Annotated in this window: 22 protein-coding genes and 1 tRNA gene; 13 read left to right on the top strand and 10 right to left on the bottom strand. The window is 71.4% G+C overall.

Features of this window, described 5'->3' with window-relative positions:
• Positions 1–4: 4 nt before the first annotated feature.
• The 3 genes from ACWGN5_RS16370 (at position 5) to ACWGN5_RS16360 (ending at position 2,597) form a co-directional block, all read left to right on the top strand.
• The gene (locus tag ACWGN5_RS16370) at positions 5–580 is read left to right on the top strand and encodes a TerD family protein (protein ID WP_041129058.1); all 576 of its coding nucleotides are present in this window, start codon (positions 5–7) and stop codon (positions 578–580) included.
• Between the two features lie 29 nt (positions 581–609).
• Positions 610–1,758 (top strand): DUF475 domain-containing protein, encoded by a 1,149-nt coding sequence (locus ACWGN5_RS16365; RefSeq protein WP_453515408.1) that lies wholly within the window; start codon positions 610–612, stop codon positions 1,756–1,758.
• Between the two features lie 101 nt (positions 1,759–1,859).
• Positions 1,860–2,597 carry a TerD family protein gene (locus tag ACWGN5_RS16360; RefSeq protein ID WP_453515405.1) on the top strand — a complete coding sequence of 246 codons (738 nt, stop codon included), beginning with the start codon at positions 1,860–1,862 and terminating at the stop codon, positions 2,595–2,597.
• Between the two features lie 16 nt (positions 2,598–2,613).
• Here the strand turns inward: ACWGN5_RS16360 and ACWGN5_RS16355 are convergent, their stop codons facing one another.
• Positions 2,614–3,498: a TerD family protein gene (locus ACWGN5_RS16355; protein WP_453515403.1), complete on the bottom strand. Its 885-nt coding sequence runs from the start codon at positions 3,496–3,498 to the stop codon at positions 2,614–2,616.
• A 185-nt stretch (positions 3,499–3,683) separates the two neighbouring features.
• On the opposite strand from ACWGN5_RS16355, the gene ACWGN5_RS16350 reads away from it, so the two are divergent.
• The 3 genes from ACWGN5_RS16350 (at position 3,684) to ACWGN5_RS16340 (ending at position 8,362) form a co-directional block, all read left to right on the top strand.
• Complete coding sequence (locus tag ACWGN5_RS16350) at positions 3,684–4,910, top strand: HpcH/HpaI aldolase/citrate lyase family protein (protein ID WP_453515401.1); 1,227 nt, start codon at positions 3,684–3,686, stop codon at positions 4,908–4,910.
• Positions 4,911–4,928: 18 nt separating this feature from the next.
• Positions 4,929–7,415: a phosphoribosyltransferase gene (locus ACWGN5_RS16345; protein WP_453515398.1), complete on the top strand. Its 2,487-nt coding sequence runs from the start codon at positions 4,929–4,931 to the stop codon at positions 7,413–7,415.
• Positions 7,416–7,564: 149 nt separating this feature from the next.
• Positions 7,565–8,362 (top strand): HAD family hydrolase, encoded by a 798-nt coding sequence (locus ACWGN5_RS16340; protein ID WP_453515419.1) that lies wholly within the window; start codon positions 7,565–7,567, stop codon positions 8,360–8,362.
• On the opposite strand, the gene ACWGN5_RS16335 is transcribed toward ACWGN5_RS16340, so the two are convergent.
• The 3 genes from ACWGN5_RS16335 to ACWGN5_RS16325 form a co-directional block, all read right to left on the bottom strand.
• Positions 8,359–8,571, bottom strand: coding sequence for an FmdB family zinc ribbon protein (locus ACWGN5_RS16335; RefSeq protein ID WP_453515396.1), 213 nt, complete (start codon positions 8,569–8,571; stop codon positions 8,359–8,361). The two genes, ACWGN5_RS16340 and ACWGN5_RS16335, sit on opposite strands and share 4 nt — an antisense overlap.
• Positions 8,572–8,603: 32 nt before the next feature.
• Positions 8,604–9,902 carry a hypothetical protein gene (locus tag ACWGN5_RS16330; protein ID WP_453515395.1) on the bottom strand — a complete coding sequence of 433 codons (1,299 nt, stop codon included), beginning with the start codon at positions 9,900–9,902 and terminating at the stop codon, positions 8,604–8,606.
• Between the two features lie 135 nt (positions 9,903–10,037).
• Positions 10,038–10,796: a DUF4097 family beta strand repeat-containing protein gene (locus tag ACWGN5_RS16325; RefSeq protein WP_453515393.1), complete on the bottom strand. Its 759-nt coding sequence runs from the start codon at positions 10,794–10,796 to the stop codon at positions 10,038–10,040.
• Between the two features lie 162 nt (positions 10,797–10,958).
• Between ACWGN5_RS16325 and ACWGN5_RS16320 the strand changes: the two genes are divergently transcribed.
• The 4 genes from ACWGN5_RS16320 to ACWGN5_RS16305 all read left to right on the top strand — a co-directional run bounded on the left by ACWGN5_RS16320 (position 10,959) and on the right by ACWGN5_RS16305 (position 12,940).
• Positions 10,959–11,033 (top strand) — tRNA-Val (locus ACWGN5_RS16320).
• Positions 11,034–11,340: 307 nt separating this feature from the next.
• Positions 11,341–11,784, top strand: a complete 444-nt coding sequence (locus ACWGN5_RS16315; protein WP_453515392.1) for a hypothetical protein — start codon at positions 11,341–11,343, stop codon at positions 11,782–11,784.
• Between the two features lie 261 nt (positions 11,785–12,045).
• Positions 12,046–12,297, top strand: a complete 252-nt coding sequence (locus tag ACWGN5_RS16310; protein WP_453515390.1) for a hypothetical protein — start codon at positions 12,046–12,048, stop codon at positions 12,295–12,297.
• A gap of 103 nt (positions 12,298–12,400) precedes the next feature.
• Complete coding sequence (locus ACWGN5_RS16305; protein WP_453515388.1) at positions 12,401–12,940, top strand: DUF4231 domain-containing protein; 540 nt, start codon at positions 12,401–12,403, stop codon at positions 12,938–12,940.
• A 39-nt stretch (positions 12,941–12,979) separates the two neighbouring features.
• On the opposite strand, the gene ACWGN5_RS16300 is transcribed toward ACWGN5_RS16305, so the two are convergent.
• Positions 12,980–13,429, bottom strand: coding sequence for a lamin tail domain-containing protein (locus tag ACWGN5_RS16300; RefSeq protein WP_453515386.1), 450 nt, complete (start codon positions 13,427–13,429; stop codon positions 12,980–12,982).
• Positions 13,430–13,556: 127 nt separating this feature from the next.
• On the opposite strand from ACWGN5_RS16300, the gene ACWGN5_RS16295 reads away from it, so the two are divergent.
• On the top strand, positions 13,557–14,372 hold the full coding sequence (locus tag ACWGN5_RS16295) for an MBL fold metallo-hydrolase (protein ID WP_453515384.1): 816 nt from the start codon (positions 13,557–13,559) through the stop codon (positions 14,370–14,372).
• Here ACWGN5_RS16295 and ACWGN5_RS16290 read toward each other — a convergent pair.
• Complete coding sequence (locus tag ACWGN5_RS16290) at positions 14,314–15,072, bottom strand: GntR family transcriptional regulator (RefSeq protein ID WP_453515381.1); 759 nt, start codon at positions 15,070–15,072, stop codon at positions 14,314–14,316. The genes ACWGN5_RS16295 and ACWGN5_RS16290 overlap by 59 nt on opposite strands.
• 188 nt (positions 15,073–15,260) lie before the next feature.
• Between ACWGN5_RS16290 and ACWGN5_RS16285 the strand changes: the two genes are divergently transcribed.
• Together ACWGN5_RS16285 and ACWGN5_RS16280 are read left to right on the top strand one after the other, a co-directional pair.
• On the top strand, positions 15,261–15,488 hold the full coding sequence (locus ACWGN5_RS16285) for a hypothetical protein (RefSeq protein ID WP_369143998.1): 228 nt from the start codon (positions 15,261–15,263) through the stop codon (positions 15,486–15,488).
• 160 nt (positions 15,489–15,648) lie between these two features.
• The gene (locus tag ACWGN5_RS16280; protein WP_453515379.1) at positions 15,649–15,945 is read left to right on the top strand and encodes a DUF2277 domain-containing protein; all 297 of its coding nucleotides are present in this window, start codon (positions 15,649–15,651) and stop codon (positions 15,943–15,945) included.
• Positions 15,946–15,996: 51 nt separating this feature from the next.
• Here ACWGN5_RS16280 and ACWGN5_RS16275 read toward each other — a convergent pair whose 3' ends face one another.
• The 4 genes from ACWGN5_RS16275 to ACWGN5_RS16260 form a co-directional block, all read right to left on the bottom strand.
• Positions 15,997–16,626 carry a DedA family protein gene (locus ACWGN5_RS16275; protein ID WP_453515377.1) on the bottom strand — a complete coding sequence of 210 codons (630 nt, stop codon included), beginning with the start codon at positions 16,624–16,626 and terminating at the stop codon, positions 15,997–15,999.
• Positions 16,627–16,879: 253 nt separating this feature from the next.
• Positions 16,880–17,350 (bottom strand): DoxX family protein, encoded by a 471-nt coding sequence (locus ACWGN5_RS16270; RefSeq protein WP_453515375.1) that lies wholly within the window; start codon positions 17,348–17,350, stop codon positions 16,880–16,882.
• 191 nt (positions 17,351–17,541) lie between these two features.
• A complete protein-coding gene (locus ACWGN5_RS16265; protein WP_453515372.1) occupies positions 17,542–18,192 on the bottom strand; it encodes an HNH endonuclease family protein in 651 nt (216 codons plus the stop codon).
• A gap of 317 nt (positions 18,193–18,509) precedes the next feature.
• Positions 18,510–19,178 (bottom strand): HAD-IA family hydrolase, encoded by a 669-nt coding sequence (locus ACWGN5_RS16260; RefSeq protein ID WP_453515369.1) that lies wholly within the window; start codon positions 19,176–19,178, stop codon positions 18,510–18,512.
• Positions 19,179–19,253 lie beyond the last annotated feature (75 nt).

Here is a 19,253-nt window from a genome sequence, read left to right as displayed (position 1 = left end):
AATCATGGGCGTCACGCTCGCCAAGGGAGGCAATGTCTCCCTCTCCAAGGCCGCACCCAACCTCACCCAGGTCCTCGTGGGGCTCGGCTGGGACGCGCGCTCCACCACCGGAGCCCCCTTCGACCTCGACGCCAGCGCCCTGCTGTGCCAGGCGGGCCGGGTGCTCGGGGACGAGTACTTCGTCTTCTACAACCAGCTCCGCAGCCCCGAGGGCTCCGTCGAACACACCGGCGACAACCTCACCGGCGAGGGTGACGGGGACGACGAGTCCCTCATCGTGGACCTCACCAAGGTGCCGGCCCACTGCGACAAGATCGTCTTCCCGGTGTCGATCCACGACGCGGACAACCGCGGCCAGAGCTTCGGCCAGGTCAGCAACGCGTTCATCCGCGTGGTGAACCAGCTGGACGGCCAGGAACTCGCCCGGTACGACCTCTCGGAGGACGCCTCCACGGAGACCGCGATGATCTTCGGAGAGCTCTACCGCTACAACGGCGAATGGAAGTTCCGGGCGGTGGGGCAGGGGTACGCATCCGGGCTCCGGGGCATCGCTCTAGACTTCGGGGTCAACGTTTCGTAAAGCCATGTAATTTCACGATGGGGTAGACAGTGATTCTGAAAACCTTCGGCTGGTCGTTCGCGATCACTGTGATCGGCCTGGCCGTGGCGGTGCTCTACGGGGGGTGGGAGGCGTTCGGGATCGTCGCGATCCTCTGCGTCCTCGAGATCTCCCTGTCGTTCGACAACGCTGTGGTCAACGCCGGGATCCTGAAGAAGATGAATGCCTTCTGGCAGAAGATCTTCCTCACGATCGGCGTCATCATCGCCGTCTTCGGCATGCGCCTCGTCTTCCCCGTCGTCATCGTCGCCATCAGCGCGAAGATCGGCCCGATCGAGGCCGTCGATCTCGCGCTGAACGACGCGGACCGCTACCAGGAACTGGTGACCGACGCGCACCCGTCGATCGCCGCCTTCGGTGGCATGTTCCTGCTGATGATCTTCCTCGACTTCATCTTCGAGGACCGTGACATCCAGTGGCTGCGCTGGATCGAGCGCCCGCTGGCGAAGCTCGGCAAGGTCGACATGCTGTCGGTCTGCATCGCGCTCGTCGTCCTGCTCATCACCTCCATGACCTTCGCGACCCACGCCCACCAGCACGGCGGCGCGCACGTCGACAAGGCGCAGACGGTCCTGATCTCCGGCATCGCCGGCCTCATCACGTACCTCGTCGTGGGCGGTCTCTCCGGCTACTTCGAGAACAAGCTGGAGGAGGAAGAGGAGGCCGAGCAGGAGGCCGAGGAAGAGGCCAAGCGCAGCGGCAAGAAGGTCTCCGTGGTCCAGCTGGCCGGCAAGGCCGCCTTCTTCATGTTCCTCTACCTGGAGGTCCTCGACGCCTCCTTCTCCTTCGACGGTGTCATCGGCGCCTTCGCCATCACCAACGACATCGTGCTGATGGCGCTCGGCCTGGGCGTCGGCGCCATGTACGTCCGTTCGCTGACGGTCTACCTGGTCCGCCAGGGCACCCTCGACGACTACGTCTACCTGGAGCACGGCGCCCACTACGCGATCGGTGCCCTGGCCGTGGTCCTCATGATCACCATCCAGTACGAGATCCCCGAGATCGTCACCGGCGGCATCGGCGTCGCGCTCATCGGCTGGTCCTTCTGGTCCTCCGTGCGCCGCAACCAGCGGCTCGCGGCGGCCGAGGGCGGCTCCGGCTCCTCGGGCGACAAGACCGAGGTGCCGTCCGGGGTGTGACACCCCCGGCAACGAGGAACGCTTCACTGCGGGGCGGCCGACGACCGGCCGCCCCGCAGGCATGTGCGCGGTGTGTGACGACAGTGGGGGGTGAAGGCGCCATGGCCTTCTGGGACAACCTGTTTCCGGGCAGGGCGGCGCAGTTCGACTCGGGCAGCGCCGCATCGAACTCGATCGACCTGACGAAACGGCGCCCGACCGTCTCGCTGACCCAGCAGGGCGCCGCCACCGGCAACCTCCGGGTGAACCTCTCCTGGCGGATGCGGACCTCCGACATCGAGGGCCGCTCCCGCCAGAGCGGACGGCTGCTGCGGAACCCCGCCCAGCTCTTCAAGCCCGAGGTCGTCCAGGCCCACACCCAGGGCATGGTCAACGTCGACCTCGACCTGGGCTGCCTCTACGAGCTCACCGACGGCAGCAAGGGCGTCGTGCAGCCGCTCGGCGGCTTCTTCGGCGACCTCAACGCCGCCCCGTACGTGAAGCTGAGCGGCGACGACCGCTTCGGCGGCTCCTCCGGGGAGACGATCTTCGTCAACCTGGACCACCGGGACGAGATCAAGCGCCTGCTGTTCTTCGCGTACATCTACGACCAGACGCCGGCCTTCGACCGTACGCACGCCAAGGTCACGCTCTACCCGAGCAACGGCCCCCGGATCGAGATCGAGCTCGACGAGCGCGCCCCCCAGGCCCGCTCCTGCGCGGTCTTCTCCATGGAGAACGTCAAGGGCCAGCTGACCGTCCGCCGCGAGGTGCGGTTCGTGTACGGCTTCCAGGCCGAGCTGGACCGGCTGTACGGCTGGGGGCTCCAGTGGGGACGCGGCTACAAGACCAAGGCGTAGGGCCCTGTCCGCCGGCTCAGCTCCGGACGAACTGGGGCCCCATCGGCGGCATGCGGAACTCCGGCGCCGGGTTCTGCTCGGGGGCGCCCACCGGCTGGGGGTAGCCGTACGCGGGGGCCGGGGCGTTCACCGGCTGCTGCGGGTAGCCGTAGGCGGGCGCCCGGTCCGGCATGGGCGGCACGGTCGGCTGCGGCGGTACGGGGGTGTGGACCACGGTCAGATCGAGATCGGGGTCGTGCGTCGCGCCGGTCTGCCCCGGGGAGTCCTGAGCGCCCTGGGAGGCGCCCTGGGAGGCCTCCTGAGCGGCTTCCTGGGCGGCTCCCTGCGCAGCCTCCTGGGCGGCTTCCTGCGCGGCGTCCTCGTCGACCGAGATGCCGAAGTCCGTGGCGAGGCCCACCAGGCCCGTCGGATAGCCCTGGCCCACCGCGCGGAACTTCCAGCCGTCCCCGCGCCGGTACAGCTCGCCGCAGATGACCGCCGTCTCCTCGCCGGTCTCCGCCGTCACGTCGAACAGCGCCAGCGGCTCGCGCTCCGGCCCCGCCACCGCGTCGTACAGCAGGATCCGCAGGTCGGAGACGGAGCGGAAGGTGCCGCCGTCGGAGGAGGCCGCGATCACCACCCGGTCGACGGAGACGTCGAGCCCGGCCAGATCGGCCTCGACGGTGTCCGTCAGCCCCTCGGCGACCCGCTTCTTCGGCAGCCGCCGCACCAGGCCCGAGGGGTGGCGCGGCTGGTTGTAGAAGACGAAGTCCTCGTCGGACCGCACGCGCCCGGACGGCCCCAGGAGCAGGGCGGAGGCGTCCACGTCGGGGACCCCGGGGCCCGGGGTCCAGCGGAGCACGGCCCGTACGGCCGCGGTGTCGAGAGGGACGTTGGAGCCCTTCAGCATCGCGTGCGTCATGACCGCAATCCTGCCCTCCCGCCCGACCCGCGGACAACGCGGGGGCGCCACCGATACGGGAAGGGGTGACGGATGCTGACGAGTTACCTGAATTTCATGCAGGGAGGGAACTAAGGACACCCGTACCTACGTACTATTACCGGCCACATGTCATCAGGGCCCGAAGAGGCAGACGGGGGACTTACATGCGTCATTTCGGGCACATCCCGTCCGCGGTGCGGGCCGGGCTGTTCCACCGCGAGCCGGCCGCGTTCAGCGCCGACTCGCCCGCCCGCACGCTCGCCGTGGCCCTGGGCGCCACGCTGTACAGCCCGGCCACCCGGCCCCGGCTCGCCGACGCGGTACGCAAGCAGGCGGGCCGCGGAGTGGTCTCCATGGTCCTCTGCCTGGAGGACTCGATCAGCGACGCCGAGGTCGAGGCGGGCGAGGCCAACCTGGTCCACCACTTCGCGGACCTGGCAGCGGGGCCGGCGGGGGAGGGGGGCCGCGCCGCGGGGCCGCAGTCCGATGACCTCGACGCCGACACCGCCCCGGACCTGCCCCTGCTCTTCATCCGGGTCCGCGAACCGCGGCAGATCACCGACCTCGTCGACCGCCTCGGCGACTCGGTGCGCCTGCTGTCCGGATTCGTACTGCCCAAGTTCACCGAGACCCGCGGCCACGCCTTCCTCGAAGCGCTCACCCAGGCCGAGCGGACGAGCGGCAGGCGGCTCTTCGCCATGCCCGTCCTCGAGTCCCCCGAGCTCCTCCACCTGGAGACCCGGGCGGAGACCCTCGCCGGGATCGCCTCGATCACCGACAAGTACCGCGACCGCGTCCTCGCCCTCCGCCTCGGCGTCACCGACTTCTGCTCCGCCTACGGGCTGCGGCGCTCGCCCGACATGACCGCGTACGACATCAAGATCGTCGCGAACGTCATCGCCGACGTCGTCAACGTCCTCGGCCGCTCCGACGGCACCGGCTTCACCGTCACGGGACCCGTCTGGGAGTACTTCAGGCCCGGCGAGCGCATGTTCAAGCCGCAGCTGCGCCGCAGCCCCTTCCTGGAGGGCCGCGCCGAGGACCTGCGGACCGCCCTCATCGAGCACGACCTCGACGGCCTGCTCCGCGAGATCGAACTCGACCGGGCCAACGGCCTGCTCGGCAAGACCTGCATCCACCCCACCCACGTGGTGCCGGTGCACGCCCTCTCCGTCGTCAGCCACGAGGAGTGGAGCGACGCCCAGGACATCCTGCGGCCCGAGCGGGACGGCGGCGGAGTGCTCCGCTCCGCCTATACGAACAAGATGAACGAAGTGAAGCCGCATCGCGCGTGGGCCGAGCGCACCCTCCTGCGCGCCGAGGTCTTCGGCGTCGCCAAGGAGGACGTCGGCTTCGTGGATCTGCTCACCGCCGGCCTGGCCGGCAGCTGACGAAGGGACGTCGACGACGTGGTGTGGACCGGAACGTGGGTCGCGGAGCGACTGGGCGTCGAACTGATCGGCGACGAGGAGCTGCCTGACCTGTTGGGCCTCGCACTGCGTCGCAACCCCAAGCGCGCGCACCTGCTGGTCTCCAGCGTGCTCGGCAAGCACGTGCCGCAGCGCCCCTCCGTCGTGTACGGCTCCGGCCTCGCGCTCGGCCGGCGCGTCCGCGAGCTCCTCGGCGACGAGGAGGCCGCCCGGTCCGTGGTCCTCGGGTACGCGGAGACCGCCACCGCCCTCGGGCACGCGGTCGCCGACGGCCTCGGCCTGGCCCCGTACCTCCACTCCACCCGCCGCCCGGTGGCCGGCGTCGCCCGCGCGGGCGGCTTCGAGGAGTCCCACTCCCACGCCACCTCGCACCTCCTGCTGCCGGAGGACCCGAAGCTCCTCGCGGGCGACGGCCCGCTGGTCCTCGTCGACGACGAGTTCTCGACGGGCAACACGGTCCTCAACACCATCCGCGCCCTCCACGAGCGCTACCCGCGCGAGCGGTACGTCGTGGTGGCCCTCGTCGACATGCGCTCCGCCGCCGACCTCGGCCGCCTGGACGCCTTCGCCACGGAGATCGGTGCCCGCGTCGACCTGATGGCCGGCGCCTCGGGCACGGTCCGCCTCCCGGACGGAGTCCTGGAGAAGGGCCAGGCGCTGGTGGCGGAGCACACGGTGACGGCCCCCGTCCCCGTACCCCTCCCGGGCGAGACGGTCGTACGGGTGGAGCTCGGCTGGCCGGACGGGCTGCCGGACGGCGGCCGGCACGGCTTCACGACGGACCACCGGGAGCGCCTGGAGACGACGCTGCCCACGATGGCGGAGGCGATAACGGAGGCGCTGGAGGCCCCGGAGGCCCTGGAGGCCCCGCAGCCCCCCGCAGGGCCCCCGCACCGCCCCCGCCTGCTCGTCCTCGGCTTCGAGGAGCTGATGTACGCGCCGCTGCGCCTCGGCACCGCCCTGGAGGACGCCGGCCACGACGTCCGCTACTCCACCACCACCCGCTCGCCCGTCCTGGCCGTCGACGACCCCGGCTACGCGATACGCACCCGGCTCGTCTTCCCGGCCCACGACGACCCCGCCGACGGCCCCGGCGAGCGCTACGCATACAACGTCGCGGGCGCCGGCTTCGACGCCGTCGTCCTCGTCGTGGACTCCGCCGCCGACACCCCGGCCCTGCACGCCCCGGACGGCCTGCTCGCCCAGCTCGCCGCGCACATCCCGCGCGTCGTGCTCGCGGTGATCCCGTCCTACACACCCACGGTCTCCGCCACCGAGGCCATCAAGGCCACCGAAGCCACCGAAGCTCCCGAAAGGAGCTCCATGCTGCCCGAGCCCCTCCGCGGCCCCGCCTTCTCCTCGTACGCACCCGAAGAGGTCGGCTGGCTGCTCCAGGACCTCTCGGACGTCGAACTCGAGGCCCCCACCGAGGAACGCGAGGAGGCCATCCAGAGCGGCGGTGCGCACTACGCCGAGTCGCTGCCCGTCGAGTACCAGCCGAGCGAGCGCTACCAGGAGCTCTTCCACGCGGCCCTGGAGAGCTCCGCGGCCCGCATCGCCCGCGCGGTCGGTACCGTCACCGAGACCGTCCTCGCCGAGCGGTCGGCGCGACCGGTCCTGGTCTCCCTGGCCCGGGCCGGCACCCCGGTCGGCGTCCTGATGCGCCGCTGGGCGAAGGCCCGCCACGGCCTGGACCTCCCGCACTACGCCGTCTCGATCGTGCGCGGCCGCGGCATCGACGCCAACGCGCTGCGCTGGCTCGCCGCCCACCACGACCCGGCGGACGTCGTGTTCGTCGACGGCTGGACGGGCAAGGGTGCCATCACCCGCGAACTCGCGGAAGCGGTCAAGGAGTTCGAGGGCTTCGACCCGGAGATCGCGGTCCTCGCCGACCCCGGCTCCTGCGTCCGCACCTACGGCACCCGCGAGGACTTCCTCATCCCCTCCGCGTGCCTCAACTCCACCGTCTCCGGCCTGATATCGCGTACGGTCCTCCGCTCCGACCTCGTCGGACCGAACGACTTCCACGGCGCCAAGTTCTACCGCGAACTGGCCGAGGCGGACGTCTCCGAGGCCTTCCTGGACGCCGTCGCCGCCCGCTTCGACGAGGTCGCCGCGACCGTCGACACGGATGTCAAGGAGCTCCTGGCCGCCGACCGCACCCCCAGCTGGGAGGGCTGGGCGGCCGTCGAGCGGATCAGCGAGGAGTACGGCATCCACGACGTCAACCTGGTCAAGCCGGGCGTGGGCGAGACCACGCGCGTGCTGCTGCGCCGCGTCCCCTGGAAGATCCTCGCCAAGCGGGGCGCGGACGCGGACCTCGCGCACGTCCGGCTGCTGGCCGAACAGCGCGGCGTACCGGTCGAGGAGGTCGACGAACTGCCGTACAGCTGCGTGGGCCTGATCCACCCTCAGTACACGAGGGGCGCGACAGGCGCCGACGGCAAGGCGGTGGTGTCCCAGTGAACAAGACCACGAGCGCAACCACGACAGCGAGCACGGCCACGGGCACGGGCACGAGCACGGCCACGAGCACGGCCACGGGCACGAGCACGGCCACGGCCACGAGCACAGGTACAGGCGCGGGCGCGGGCACAGGCACGGCCACGAAGACCCTGGTGGCGAGCGACCTCGACCGCACCCTGATCTACTCGACCGCGGCCCTGGCCCTCGGCATGCCGGACGCCCAGGCGCCCCGGCTGCTCTGCGTGGAGGTCCACGAGTCGAAGCCGCTCTCCTACATGACCGAGGACGCGGCGGACCTCCTCGCGCGGCTGACCGCCGAGACGGTCTTCGTGCCCACCACGACGCGGACGCGCAAGCAGTACCAGCGCATCCAGCTCCCGGGGACGGCGCCGGCGTACGCGATCTGCGCCAACGGCGGGCACATCCTCGTCGACGGCGTCTCCGACCGCGACTGGCACGAGTCCGTGGTCCGCAGGCTCGCCGACGAGTGCGCGCCGCTCTCCGAGATCCGCGCCTACCTCACGGCGACCACGGACCTGTCGTGGGTGCGCAAGCACCGGGTGGCCGAGGACCTGTTCGCCTATCTCGTCGTGGAGCGGGAGCGGCTCCCGGAGGACTGGCTGGACCGTTTCGGCGCGTGGGCGGGGGACCGCGGCTGGACGGTCTCGCTCCAGGGCCGCAAGGTGTACGCCGTACCGAAGCCGCTCACCAAGAGCGCGGCGGTCCGCGAGGTCGCCCGCCGCACCGGTGCGACGCTCACGCTGGCGGCGGGGGACTCGCTCCTCGACGCCGACCTGCTGCTCGCCGCGGACCGGGCCTGGCGCCCGGGCCACGGCGAACTGGCCGACAGTGACTGGACGGCCCCCCACCTCGACGTCCTCGCGGAGCGAGGGGTGGCGGCGGGGGAGGAGATCCTGCGCCGCTTCAGAGCGGCAGTGACGTTCTAGCCGCAGCAACCGCCGCCACAGCAGCCACCGCCGCCACCGCCCTGCGCGGGGGCGGCGGTGCTGGTTCCGCCGACGGCGACGGCCGAGAGCAGCTTCACGGTGTCGTCGTGCCCGGCGGGGCAGGCGGCGGGGGCGGAGGACTCGGCCATGGGACGGCTGAGCTCGAAGGTGTCGCCGCAGGTGCGGCAGCGGTATTCGTAACGAGGCATGGGACCAGGCTAACGGCGGGGTCCGCCGGACATCAGTGACCGGAGCCCCGCTCCTCCCGGATGAGGCCGACGACACGCGCGGCGGTGGCGCGGACGCCCTCCAGCTCGGTCAGGAAATGCCAGTAATCCGGGTGACGGCCCTCAAGACCGTCCACGGCCCGGTCGAGACGGGCGACGGCGTCGTCGAGGGGCCGGGCGTGGCGCGGGTCGGGCGTGTTCCGCCCGGCCATGGCGAGCCGCTGGGCGTCCCGTACGGCGAACCGGGCGCGGTCGATCTCCGCCTTCGGGTCCTTCGCGACGGCGTCGAGGCGGCGCAGCCGCTCCCCGGCGGCCGAGACGGCCTCGTCGGTGGAGTCGAGGAGCGCGCGGGCGGTGGAGAGCAGGGAGGTCGCGTCGGGCCAGCGCTGCTCGGCGCGCGCCTTCCCGGCCTCGGCGAGCCGCTCCTCGGCCTGCCGGAGGGTGACGACGGCCTGCTCGGGCACGTGCTGGAGGTCCTGCCAGCAGGCGGCCGAGTACCGCCGCCGGAGCTCGGAGAGGACGGGCTCGACGCCCCCGGCGCGGGTGGTGAGGGCCTCGGTGCGGGTACGGAGCGACACGAGGCGCTTGTCGATCTCGGCGGCCCGCTCGGGGAGCCGCTCGGCCTCGGCGCGCACGGCCTCGGCGTCCCGCAGCACCCGGTCGGCGCGCTGGAGGGTCTCGGAGACGCCGTGCCGGCCCGCGCCCTCGTTGAGGCGGGTCAGCTCGGGCCCGAGTGCGGCGAGGCGCGCGGCGAGGTCGTCGGCGCGCAGCCCACCCTCGCGTACGAGATCCAGGGCACCGCTCGCGCTCCGCAGCGCCTGCCGGGCGCGCTCGACGGCTGGGGCGAGGCGCGCGAGCTGGGTCTCGGCACTCCCGAGCAGCGGGGCGAGGCTTTCCTCGAAGCGGTCCAACTCGCCCTTGACGCGGTCGAGCTCCTCCTTGGCGCGGGTGAGCTCGGCACGAGCGCGCGAAGCGGTCCCGGCATCCAACTCGTCCCGATCGAGATCATGGGCGTCGACAGCGGAGATATAGGCATGACTGACCTCATCGATCCGCCGCCCCAGCGCCTCGAACCCGTCGACGGCGCGACGAGCGTCCGGCGAACTGTCGACGGCGGTGATGGTCTCGATGGAGATGCGGAGCCCGCGCTGGGCGGTGTCGAGCTCGTAGAAGGAGGCGGCGGCGGCGTCCTTGGCGGCCTGGGCCTCGGCCCGCTGCCCCTCACCGCGCCCGCCGAACCACCGGCGGGTCCCGCCGCCGGCGAAGGCCTGCGGCAGCAGCGCACCCACGAGCAGAGGAAGCGCGAAAGCCAACCGGAACGCGGATGAAGACCTGGGCGCCGAAGTACCCCTCACACCACTCGCCGCCACGTACTACTCCCCGTGCTGTGTCCGCCGTGCCCGGTCCGGTTCATTCTCCCACCCGGTAAGGACGAACACACGGCCCGGTCAGTTCACCGTGCGCGCGACGACATCCCCGTCGTCACTGCGCAGACGGACGACGTGCCCGCTGCCGTCCCGCAGAGGCACGTCGATACGCACCTCACCGTCATCACTGGCACCGGACGCCTCGTACTCGCCCTTCGGCACGGCCAGGGCGACGTCCCCGTCCTCGGTGACGACATCGACCTCGCGGGGAACGGCGTCGAGGGTGACGTGCACGTCCCCGTCGTCGGCCCGAACGAAGACAGAAGGAGAAGTGACGGAACCGTCAACCCTCACGTCCCCATCCCGACTACCGAGATCAAGCCCCCCACTCACCCTCCGCACATGCACGTCCCCGTCATCGGACCGCACCTTGAGGGGCGTGGTGAAGCCCTCGGCGGTGACGTCACCGTCGCCGTCCTCGACGCTGACGGCGACCCCGCGGGGCACCTGGATCCGGTGGACGGCCGAGCAGCTGGCGGCAACCGCATCGCACTCCACCCGCAGGGTGAGCCTCCCGTCCACCAGCTTCCAGCTCGCCTCGGGCCCGGACCCCATGACCACCCACCCGTCGACCTGCCGCTCCACCCGCACGTCGTCGACGTCGGCGGGCGTGATCACCAGATCGGAGTCGTCCGAGTCGACGACGAGCGCGTCCCCGTCGAACGCGAACGCCCTCCGCTCCACCGGCGCCCCCTCGACATCGGCACCCCCACACCCGGCGAGCGCGAACACAGCGACCCCGGAGGCGAGCAGCACACGGAACGGGCGACCTACGGCCATGACGAACCTTCCCCCAGAAAGACAAGCCGACCCCCCGACGCTACGACCCCACCACCCCACCCCACGATCAGGCGACCCACCGTCCCAAGGGTGGGGCTACCCCCCGCCCCCATCCGTTTGCAGCACCCACCCCCCGGCCATGTAGGCTGTTGCCTCTTCCACGGGTGCGTAGCTCAGGGGTAGAGCGCTGCTCTTACAAAGCAGATGTCGGCGGTTCGAAACCGTCCGCGCCCACCAGGGAAAAGGCCCCCAGCCGATCACGGCTGGGGGCCTTTGACATCTACATCTACATCTGACATCAACGTCCATGGTCACCAGAGCGCAGGGGGCGTGGGGGCTGCGATTCCGTCGAAGGGGGAACGGTGGAGGACGTTTTCGACACGGCCGGGAGACCGCCGAAGGGCTGGATGCACGCGATCTTCCACGGTGGCCCGTATGGGGAGGACGTGGGGCGCTGCATTCCCGGTCCTCCCGCGCCGACGACCCTTGCGGTGCCGCTGGCGGAGGGCGGTGTCCACGTGTACCGCCTGTGGACGGTGGGGTCGTGGTCCGATCCGCTGTCTGCAACCCTGACGTGCCTCCCATACCGCCGTCTCTCCTGACCGGTCAGGAGAAGGAGTGGCTCCGGGATAGGCATCAGAAGGAGGGTCTCGGGCTGCGCAAGCTTGTCGCGCTGGCCCCCGACGGACGGCTGGTCCGCAGCCCCGACGGCCCCACGATCGAGGCGATGCTTGCCGGGCTGCGACACAGGGAGCACATGCTTCTCCAGCGGATGACTGACCAGGATGAGGGCGACTGGTACATCCAGGTCCTGCTCGACGAGGACGATACCTACGAGGTGGTCCATCTAGCGGGTACGGCCGCTGAGCGCGAGGGGACGCGGTCAGCTTCCCAGGCCGCAGTCCGTGATGCCGTCCTCCGCTGGGCAGCCGAGCAGCCGAGCTGGCGAACCGCCCTTGAATGGCCTACGCCCGGGGACGGCTCCTGAGTAGCCGGTCCATGTGGCCCACGGCTTCGCACTGCGTGTCCTGGACGACGTGGGCGTAGACGTTCATCATCACGAGATCCCCATCAGCCGGCAGCAGAGTCAGACGGCAGTTCCGCGGATTCGGCCGTGATGGTTCCCGTCCATCAGCCTGGTTCGTCGCCTGCTTTTCAGGAGGTCGCCAGCGGTGGAGCCTGCGAGCCGTCCGTGTGCTTCGGCTCGGGTGTCGTCCGGCCCTGTCGATCGGTCGGTGGCGGGGGTGGCATGCACAACGAGCGGTTCGGCGAGCGGCTGTCGGACGAGGAGCTGGAGCTGTTCGTCCAGTACCTGCACCGGCTCGCCCATCACGACGTGGACATCTGCGTGAGGATGGAAGCCGGGTACCCCGAGCACCCCGTCTACGTGAGCTTCGTCAGGGACTATCCCCCGGTCGGGGAGGCCTCGGACTATCCGCGGCCGTTCGCGGGACGGCGGCGACAGGTGACATCCGAATCTGACATCAACGACTGTGGATGACTGCTGTCCTGTACGGCCCTCTGCTTGGTGCCGTGCGTGAGGGGGGTGCGGCTTCGTTTGGTGGGAGTTGACGGGGGGTTGGGCTGGGGGGTGTACTCGCGGGATGGTTGAGGTGGGGGACGCGCCCGATGTGGGGGTGCCGGGTGGCGAGATGACGGCGCAGCGGTACGTGGAGACCAGGCTCGCGCAGTATCAGGGCTGGTACGACGTCAAGGCGACCCGGATGAAGGCCATGCATCTGCGGATGCGGACCGTTTCCGTCGTCGGGGGCGCTCTGGTGCCCGTGTTCGTCAATCTGGACCTGGGGTTCGCTCGGGTCACCGCCACGGTGCTGAGTGTCGTGGTCGTCGCCGCCGTGTCGCTGGAGAGCGTCTACCGCTATCGCGAGCAGTGGAAGAACTACCGGTCCACCGAGCAGTTGCTCGGGCATGAGCGGGTGTATTTCGAGACCAAGGTCGGGCCGTATCACGGCCTGGGTCGGCGTGAGGCGTTTTCTGTTCTTGTTTCCCGTGTCGAGAAGGCCATCGCCAACGAGAACTCCGCCACCCTGAACGTCATGACCCTCGGCGGGCAGGTCAACTCCGATGTCCAGCAGCACGGGGGCGGGGTGCCGGGGGCCCGGGAGGCGGCAGAGGCCTCCTGAGCCGCCCGGCCCCCGGCCGGCCTCAGGCGTGGTGCCTCGTCAGCACCACTTGTAGTCCACCCGCGTCGAGTTGTACGCGCACGTGTCCACGCTCGTGCCGTTCGACTTGCGCAGCGTCGCCGTGTCCTTGTCGTTGTTCCAGACGTACGCCGCGCGGTTCTGGTAGACGTTCGCGGCGGTGTTCGTGCCCCGGCCCGTGCGGACCGTCACGATCTTGCCCGCGCCGAGCGTGTAGGCGCCGAAGGTGTACTTGTGGTTGGCCGCGTCCGTCAGCGTCCAGCCCCGCAGGTTGACCGCGGCGCCGGTCGTGTTGCGTATCTGGACGTACTCGGCGTTCAGGCTGCTGTTGGACCGGTTGTCCGTGCCCGGGCTGTCGTAGTAGATCTTGTACAGGTGGACCGAACCGGCCGCCTGCGCCTGCGAAGGCAGCAGGAGGATGCCGGAGGCGGCGGCCGCGGTCACGGCCGCGAGCGTGCGTACGCGAAGCATGAATGTCCCTCAGTTCTCTGCCGGGCGCCCGCCGATGGGGCCCGGCGAGCACACACGATACGCACGATCTTCACTTCTTCTGCACGGATTCAGGTCAGTTGTCGGCAGCTCGGCCTAGACTCGACGCATGGGCAGCGACTTGTTGCGAATCACCGTCCTCGGCTCCGCCACCCCCTTCCCCCGGCCCGGCAACGCCTGCTCCGGCTACCTCGTCGAGGGCGGCGGCGTCCGCCTGTGGGTCGACGCCGGCACCGGCACCCTCGCCGAGCTCCAGCGTCACGTTCCGCTCGGGTCGGTCGACGCCGTGTGGATCTCCCACCTCCACGCCGACCACAGCGCCGACCTGCTCACCGCCTACTACGCCCTGCTGTACGCCGGCCTCGACCTCCCGCTGCCCCTGCCCCTCTTCGGCCCGCCCGGCATCGCCGACCGCCTCGCCGCCTTCCTGACGAACGGACCCGACCGCAGCCCCGTCGAAAGAGCCTTCGCCGTCGAGGAGTTGCACGACGGGCATGTCGTACGGGTCGGAGGGCTCACCCTTCGGTCCCGCGCCGTCGAGCACGGTGGCCTGCCCGCCTTCGCCCTCCGCGTGGAGGACGGGGGAGGGGCCTCCCTCGTCTATTCGGGGGACTGCGAGCCGTGTGCTCCTCTGGTCGAACTCGCCCTCGACTGCGATCTGTTTCTCTGTGAGGCCGACGGCTGCGTGCCTGGACATCACTCGGCCGCCCAGGCCGGACGCAGCGCCGCCGACGCCCGGGCCGGCCGTCTCGTCGTGACGCACGTCGGGCCCGGGACCGCTCTGGTGGACGCCGTTGCCCTGGCCGCCGCCGAGTTCTCCGGGGACGTCGTCCACGCCGACCCCGGCGCGCGGTTCGAGGTCGTCGCTACGCGTCGAAGTCGTACTCCAGGACGTACGACGACGAGTCCAGCGTCATCTCGTTGAGCTCCACCGCCATCCCCGGCCCCGTGAACGCCGTCCGCCCGATCAGGACCACCGGCGTCCCGAACTCCAGCGAGAGCCGGTCCGACTCCTCCGCCGTCGGCATCCGGCAGCGGATCTCCTCCCGGAACCGCACCGGCCGGTGCCCCAGCTCCGTCAGCCGCGCGTACGTGCCGCCGGGGCCCGTGTCCGGCTCCGCGATCGGCGTCCCCCGCACCAGCTCCGCCGAGAGGTACGAGACGGAGAGCAGCACCGGCTTCGCATCGAGCACGAAACGACGGCTGCGGACGCAGACCGGCGCCCCCGGCGCCAGGTTCAGCGCCCCCGCCACCCGGTCCCCGGCCTCCGCCTCGCCCACCTCGATCTGGTCCACGACCAGCTCCCGGTCCTCGACGTCCGCCGACCAGACCGAGCGGCCGCTGCCCCACTGCTCCCCGGCGAGGCGCGGGATGCCCCGGCGGCGCAGCGGGCGGAAGACCCGGACGAAGACCCCGGCGCCCTTGCGCGCCTCCGTGAGCCCCTCCGTACGCAGGACGGAGAGGGCCTGGCGAGCCGTCATGCGGGCCACGTCGTAGGTCGACATGAGGTCGTTCTCGCCGGGGAGCCGATCGCCCGGCGCGAAGGCGCCCGACCGGATCGCGGTTCTCAACTCGTCGGCGATGCGCTGGTACTTGGGGCGACGAGCGCTGTCCTGGTCAGTCACGGGTGGACCACTCCCTTCCATTGCCGGACACCCTACGGCGCGCTCCTCGGCCCCGGTGCACACCAGTACGCCGTCCCGCCCGGTCGATCCATCCATCGGGGGACATCTCTAGAGATACGTTGACAGGGCGGGGTCGCCGCGCTTCTCTGAGTGTCCCCAGGCTTCAGGATTCGGGACGGAGGGGATGCGTGCAGCCACTGCCCGAGGTCGGTGACCTCGTCCGCGACACCGCCACGGGGCGGGTCGGTTTCTATGTGGAGTGCGTCTCCGGACGCTTTCTGATCCGCGCCGTCCACGGCGGCGGCGAGTGGGAGGCCGAGCCCGTCGACGTCCAGCCCGCCACGCCCCTGCACGAGTTGAGGGCCCGTACCGCCGAGATCAACGCACGGAGCAGACGCGGGCTCGGAGGCGGATGAGGGGCGGCGGAGGGGCGGCTGAGGGGGCTGAGGGGGGCTGAGGGGGTCCCCGGCGGTTCCGGGCGGTTCCGGGCCGGTCGGGCCGTGCGGGCGTTCGGGCCGTTCATGCTGTTCCAGGCGGTTCCCAGCGGTTGTCAGTGGGGCGCGCCACACTGGAGACATGTGCCGCAGCATCAAGACTCTCCGTCCGCCCGCGCTGCCCGAGGAGGCGACCGAGGACGACATCCGCGCCGCCGCCCTGCAGTACGTCCGCAAGGTCTCCGGCTTCCGCGCCCCCGCCGCCCACAACCGCGAGGTCTTCGAGCGGGCCGTGGATGAGATCGCCGACGCGACCGCGAGACTGCTGGACGGTTTGGTCGTGCGCGGCGCGCCCCATCACCATCACCACGACGACCACGACCACGCTGCTGACGCCGGTGCGCGGGAGCCTCAGCCCGTGGCTGCCGGGGCGCGGTAGCCGTATCCGCAGCCTTGGGGGCGGGGAGGGGGAACTCCCTGCTCGTCTCCGTCAGGACGCGGGTGCCGGCGCCGTGCCCGGGCGCCGGATGAGGTACGCGGCCAGGCCGCCCGCCAGGAACAGCGCCAGGGTCGACACCCCCGCGCTGAACCAGGTCGCGCCCAGCCACTGACCGCCCAGCCAGCCGAGCCCCACGCTGTACGAGGCCCAGGTCACGCCCGCCAGCGCCGACCACGGCAGGAACTCCTCGACCCGCCGCTTCGCCGCGCCCGCGCCCAGCGAGACCACGGAGCGGCCGGCCGGGGCGAAGCGCGCGAGGACGACGAGCAGTCCGCCACCCCGGGCCAGCGCGGTGCCGAGACGTTCCTGCGCCAGTGCGAGGCGGCGGGAGCGTGCGATCGCCCGGTCCAGCCTGGCCCCGCCCCGCAGCGCCAGGCGGTATGCCAGGAAGTCGCCGAGCGTCGAGGCGGTCGCCGCGCAGAGGAACAGGGGGAGGAGCGACGGTACGCCGGTGGAGGCGCCGGTCGCCGTCGCCGCGGCCGTGGCGGCGGTGATCACCAGGAAGCCGCTCGGCAGCACGGGCAGGAAGACGTCGAGCAGGATCGACGTCGCCACCACCGGATAGATCCACGGACCGGCGGTGAGCGACCGCAGCGAGCCCAGGCTGTCGAGCAGATTCACAGGGCCAGAGCCTACGCGGGGGCGGGGGGTCCGCTGCCGGTGGGTGTGGGGCGGGGGCGGGGCGTGGCCTGGTGGGTGCGGCCCGGTGGGTGTGGGGCGGGGTGTGGGGTGGGGTGCGGCCCGGTGGGAGGTCGGCGTCGGGCTCCTCGCCGCGTACGGTCACGCCCTCGCCGCGTAGGGCCCAGCCCCGGCGTGCAGAAGGGCCGGAAACCGCACTGCGGATTCCGGCCCCCTCCGCTAGGCGGCCCCTGCGTCAGGCCGCTACCGGCGTGCCCCGCTCCTCGCGGGTCTTCGCGTCCGTGGCCTCGCCGGCGCCGAAGAGCCGGTCCAGGGCCAGCGCGCCCGGGCCCGTGAACACGAGCAGCGCGAAGGCCCAGCAGAACATGGCCGCGCCCTCGCCGCCGTTCTGGAGCGGGAAGAGCGACTCCGGCTGGTGGACCTTGAAGTACGCGTACGCCATCGAGCCCGAGGCGAGGAAGGCGGCGCTGCGCGTGCCGAGACCGGCCAGGACCAGGACGCCTGCGCCGAGCTGGATGACGGCCGCGTACCAGCCCGGCCAGGTGCCGGCGGGTATCGCGGTGCCGCCGAGGAGGCCGAAGAGCGAGGAGGCGCCGTGGCAGGCGAAGAGCAGGCCGACGACGATGCGGAAGAGGCCGAGCGCGTAGGGCTGGGCCTGGTTCAGGCGTGCCGGGAGGCTCGCGGGGGTAGTGCTCTGAGCGGTCATGGGGGTGGGACTCCTTCGGCCTTGCGGCCCCGTTCGTGGGGAGCGGGGCGCGGGGGGACGGAAACCGATGAGGCCGTAAGGTTAGGCACCCCTCAGTAGTACTTGCAAGTTCAACATTCGGTCATCGGGGAGCGTGTGGCGCGGCTCACTCCCCGACGACCGTTGTTGACGCGCGTTCAGCGGTGCTTCCGTCAGCAGCCGTTGAGGACGGACTGGAGGGCGCTCTTCTCCGCGGAGTCGACGCTGAGGTTCCAGTAGTACTTCACCTGCACCCACGCCCGGACGTACGTGCAGCGGTAGGTCGTCCGCGAGGGCAGCCACGTCGCCGGGTCCTGGTCGCCCTTGGCCTGGTTGACGTTGTCGGTGACGGCTATGAGCTGCGGCCGGGTGAGGTCGTTGGCGAAGGCCTGTCGCTGGGTGGTGGTCCAGGAGTTCGCGCCCGAGCGCCAGGCCTCGGCGAGCGGGACCAGGTGGTCGATGTCCAGGTCGGAGGCGACGGTCCAGGTGGCGCCGTCGTACTCGGAGTACCAGCTGCCGCTGATCGCGGCGCAGCTGGAGTCGGTGACGACGTTCACGCCGTCGCGCTTGAGGACCGTCTCGCGCGTGTTGCACGTGCCGGACTGGGTGATCCAGTGCGGGAAGAGGTCCCGGCTGTAACCCGTGGTGGAACCTTCCGCCTTGACCGTGAGCGCGGCCAGGTAGGTACGGGCGGTCGCGGCGCTGACCGGGGTGGGCATCGCGGCCTGCGCGGCCGGGGCGGTGGCGAGGAAGCCGGTGACGGTGAGGGCGGCGGAGGTGGCGAGTACGGCGAGTCGACGCGCGTAGATCATGCCGGTGGGCATGCGAACTCCCTTGATGTGGGGGGACCAGGGCTGGCTACGTCCCCGCGGGGTGCCGGGCGGTGGGCCCGGTCATCGTGGCGGCGCCAGGTTTCGGTGGGGGGTGCGCCAGGTAACAGGGTGGCGACATGGACACGTCACATCAAGGGGTGTGACGTGTTCTGATGGGGTGCCAGATTCCGCCCGCGGTCAGGGAGTCGGAGGCGGCCGGGAAGGTGGGGCGAGGGTGGGGGAGTCGGAGCGTCGCGGACTGCCGGGAAACGGCTCGCGCGCGGCCGGAAGCTCCGGTCGCGCGCGGGTCGAGAGGAAAGGGGGGAGGGTTACGCCAGGACGGTCAGCGTGATCGTGCCGTCGGCCGCGGGCTCCACCCGCAACCGCGTGAGGTCGGCGACGTGCACGTCCGGCGCGAAGGCCGCCGCGCGCGGGCCCACGCCCACCACGCGCATGCCGGCCGCACGGCCCGCCTGGATGCCCGCCTCGGAGTCCTCGAAGACCACGCAGTCCGCCGGCTCGAAGCCCAGCGCCGCCGCGCCCTTGAGGAAGCCCTCGGGGTCCGGCTTGCTGGCGCCGACCATCTCGGCCGTGACCCGGATCTCCGGCATCCGGAGCGCCGCCGCGCCCATCCGGGCCTGGGCCAGCGCCTCGTCCGCCGAGGTCACCAGGGCGTGCGGGAGGTCCGCGATCGCGGCCATGAAGGCGGGGGCGCCGGGGACGGGTACGACCCCGTCGAGGTCGGCGGTCTCCTCGGCCAGCATGATCCGGTTGTCCGCGTGGTTCTCCGCCATCGGGCGGTCCGGAAGCAGGACCGCCATCGTCGCGAACCCCTGGCGCCCGTGGACCACCTTGAGCACCTCGCCCGCGTCGAGACCCTGGCGGTCCGCCCAGCGGCGCCAGCAGCGCTCGACGACGGCGTCCGAGTTCACGAGGGTGCCGTCCATGTCGAGCAGGAGGGCGCGGGCGGTGAGCGTTGCCGGGGTGGTGGCAGGCATCGGGTCTCCAGAAGGGGTGGCACGGAGAACGAAGTGGTCCCGCCCACCGGTCAGGGAGTGCGGGCGGGGCCACTT

The organism is Streptomyces sp. NPDC055815 (assembly GCF_053616475.1).
This window is presented reverse-complemented; position numbering and strand designations above follow the sequence as displayed.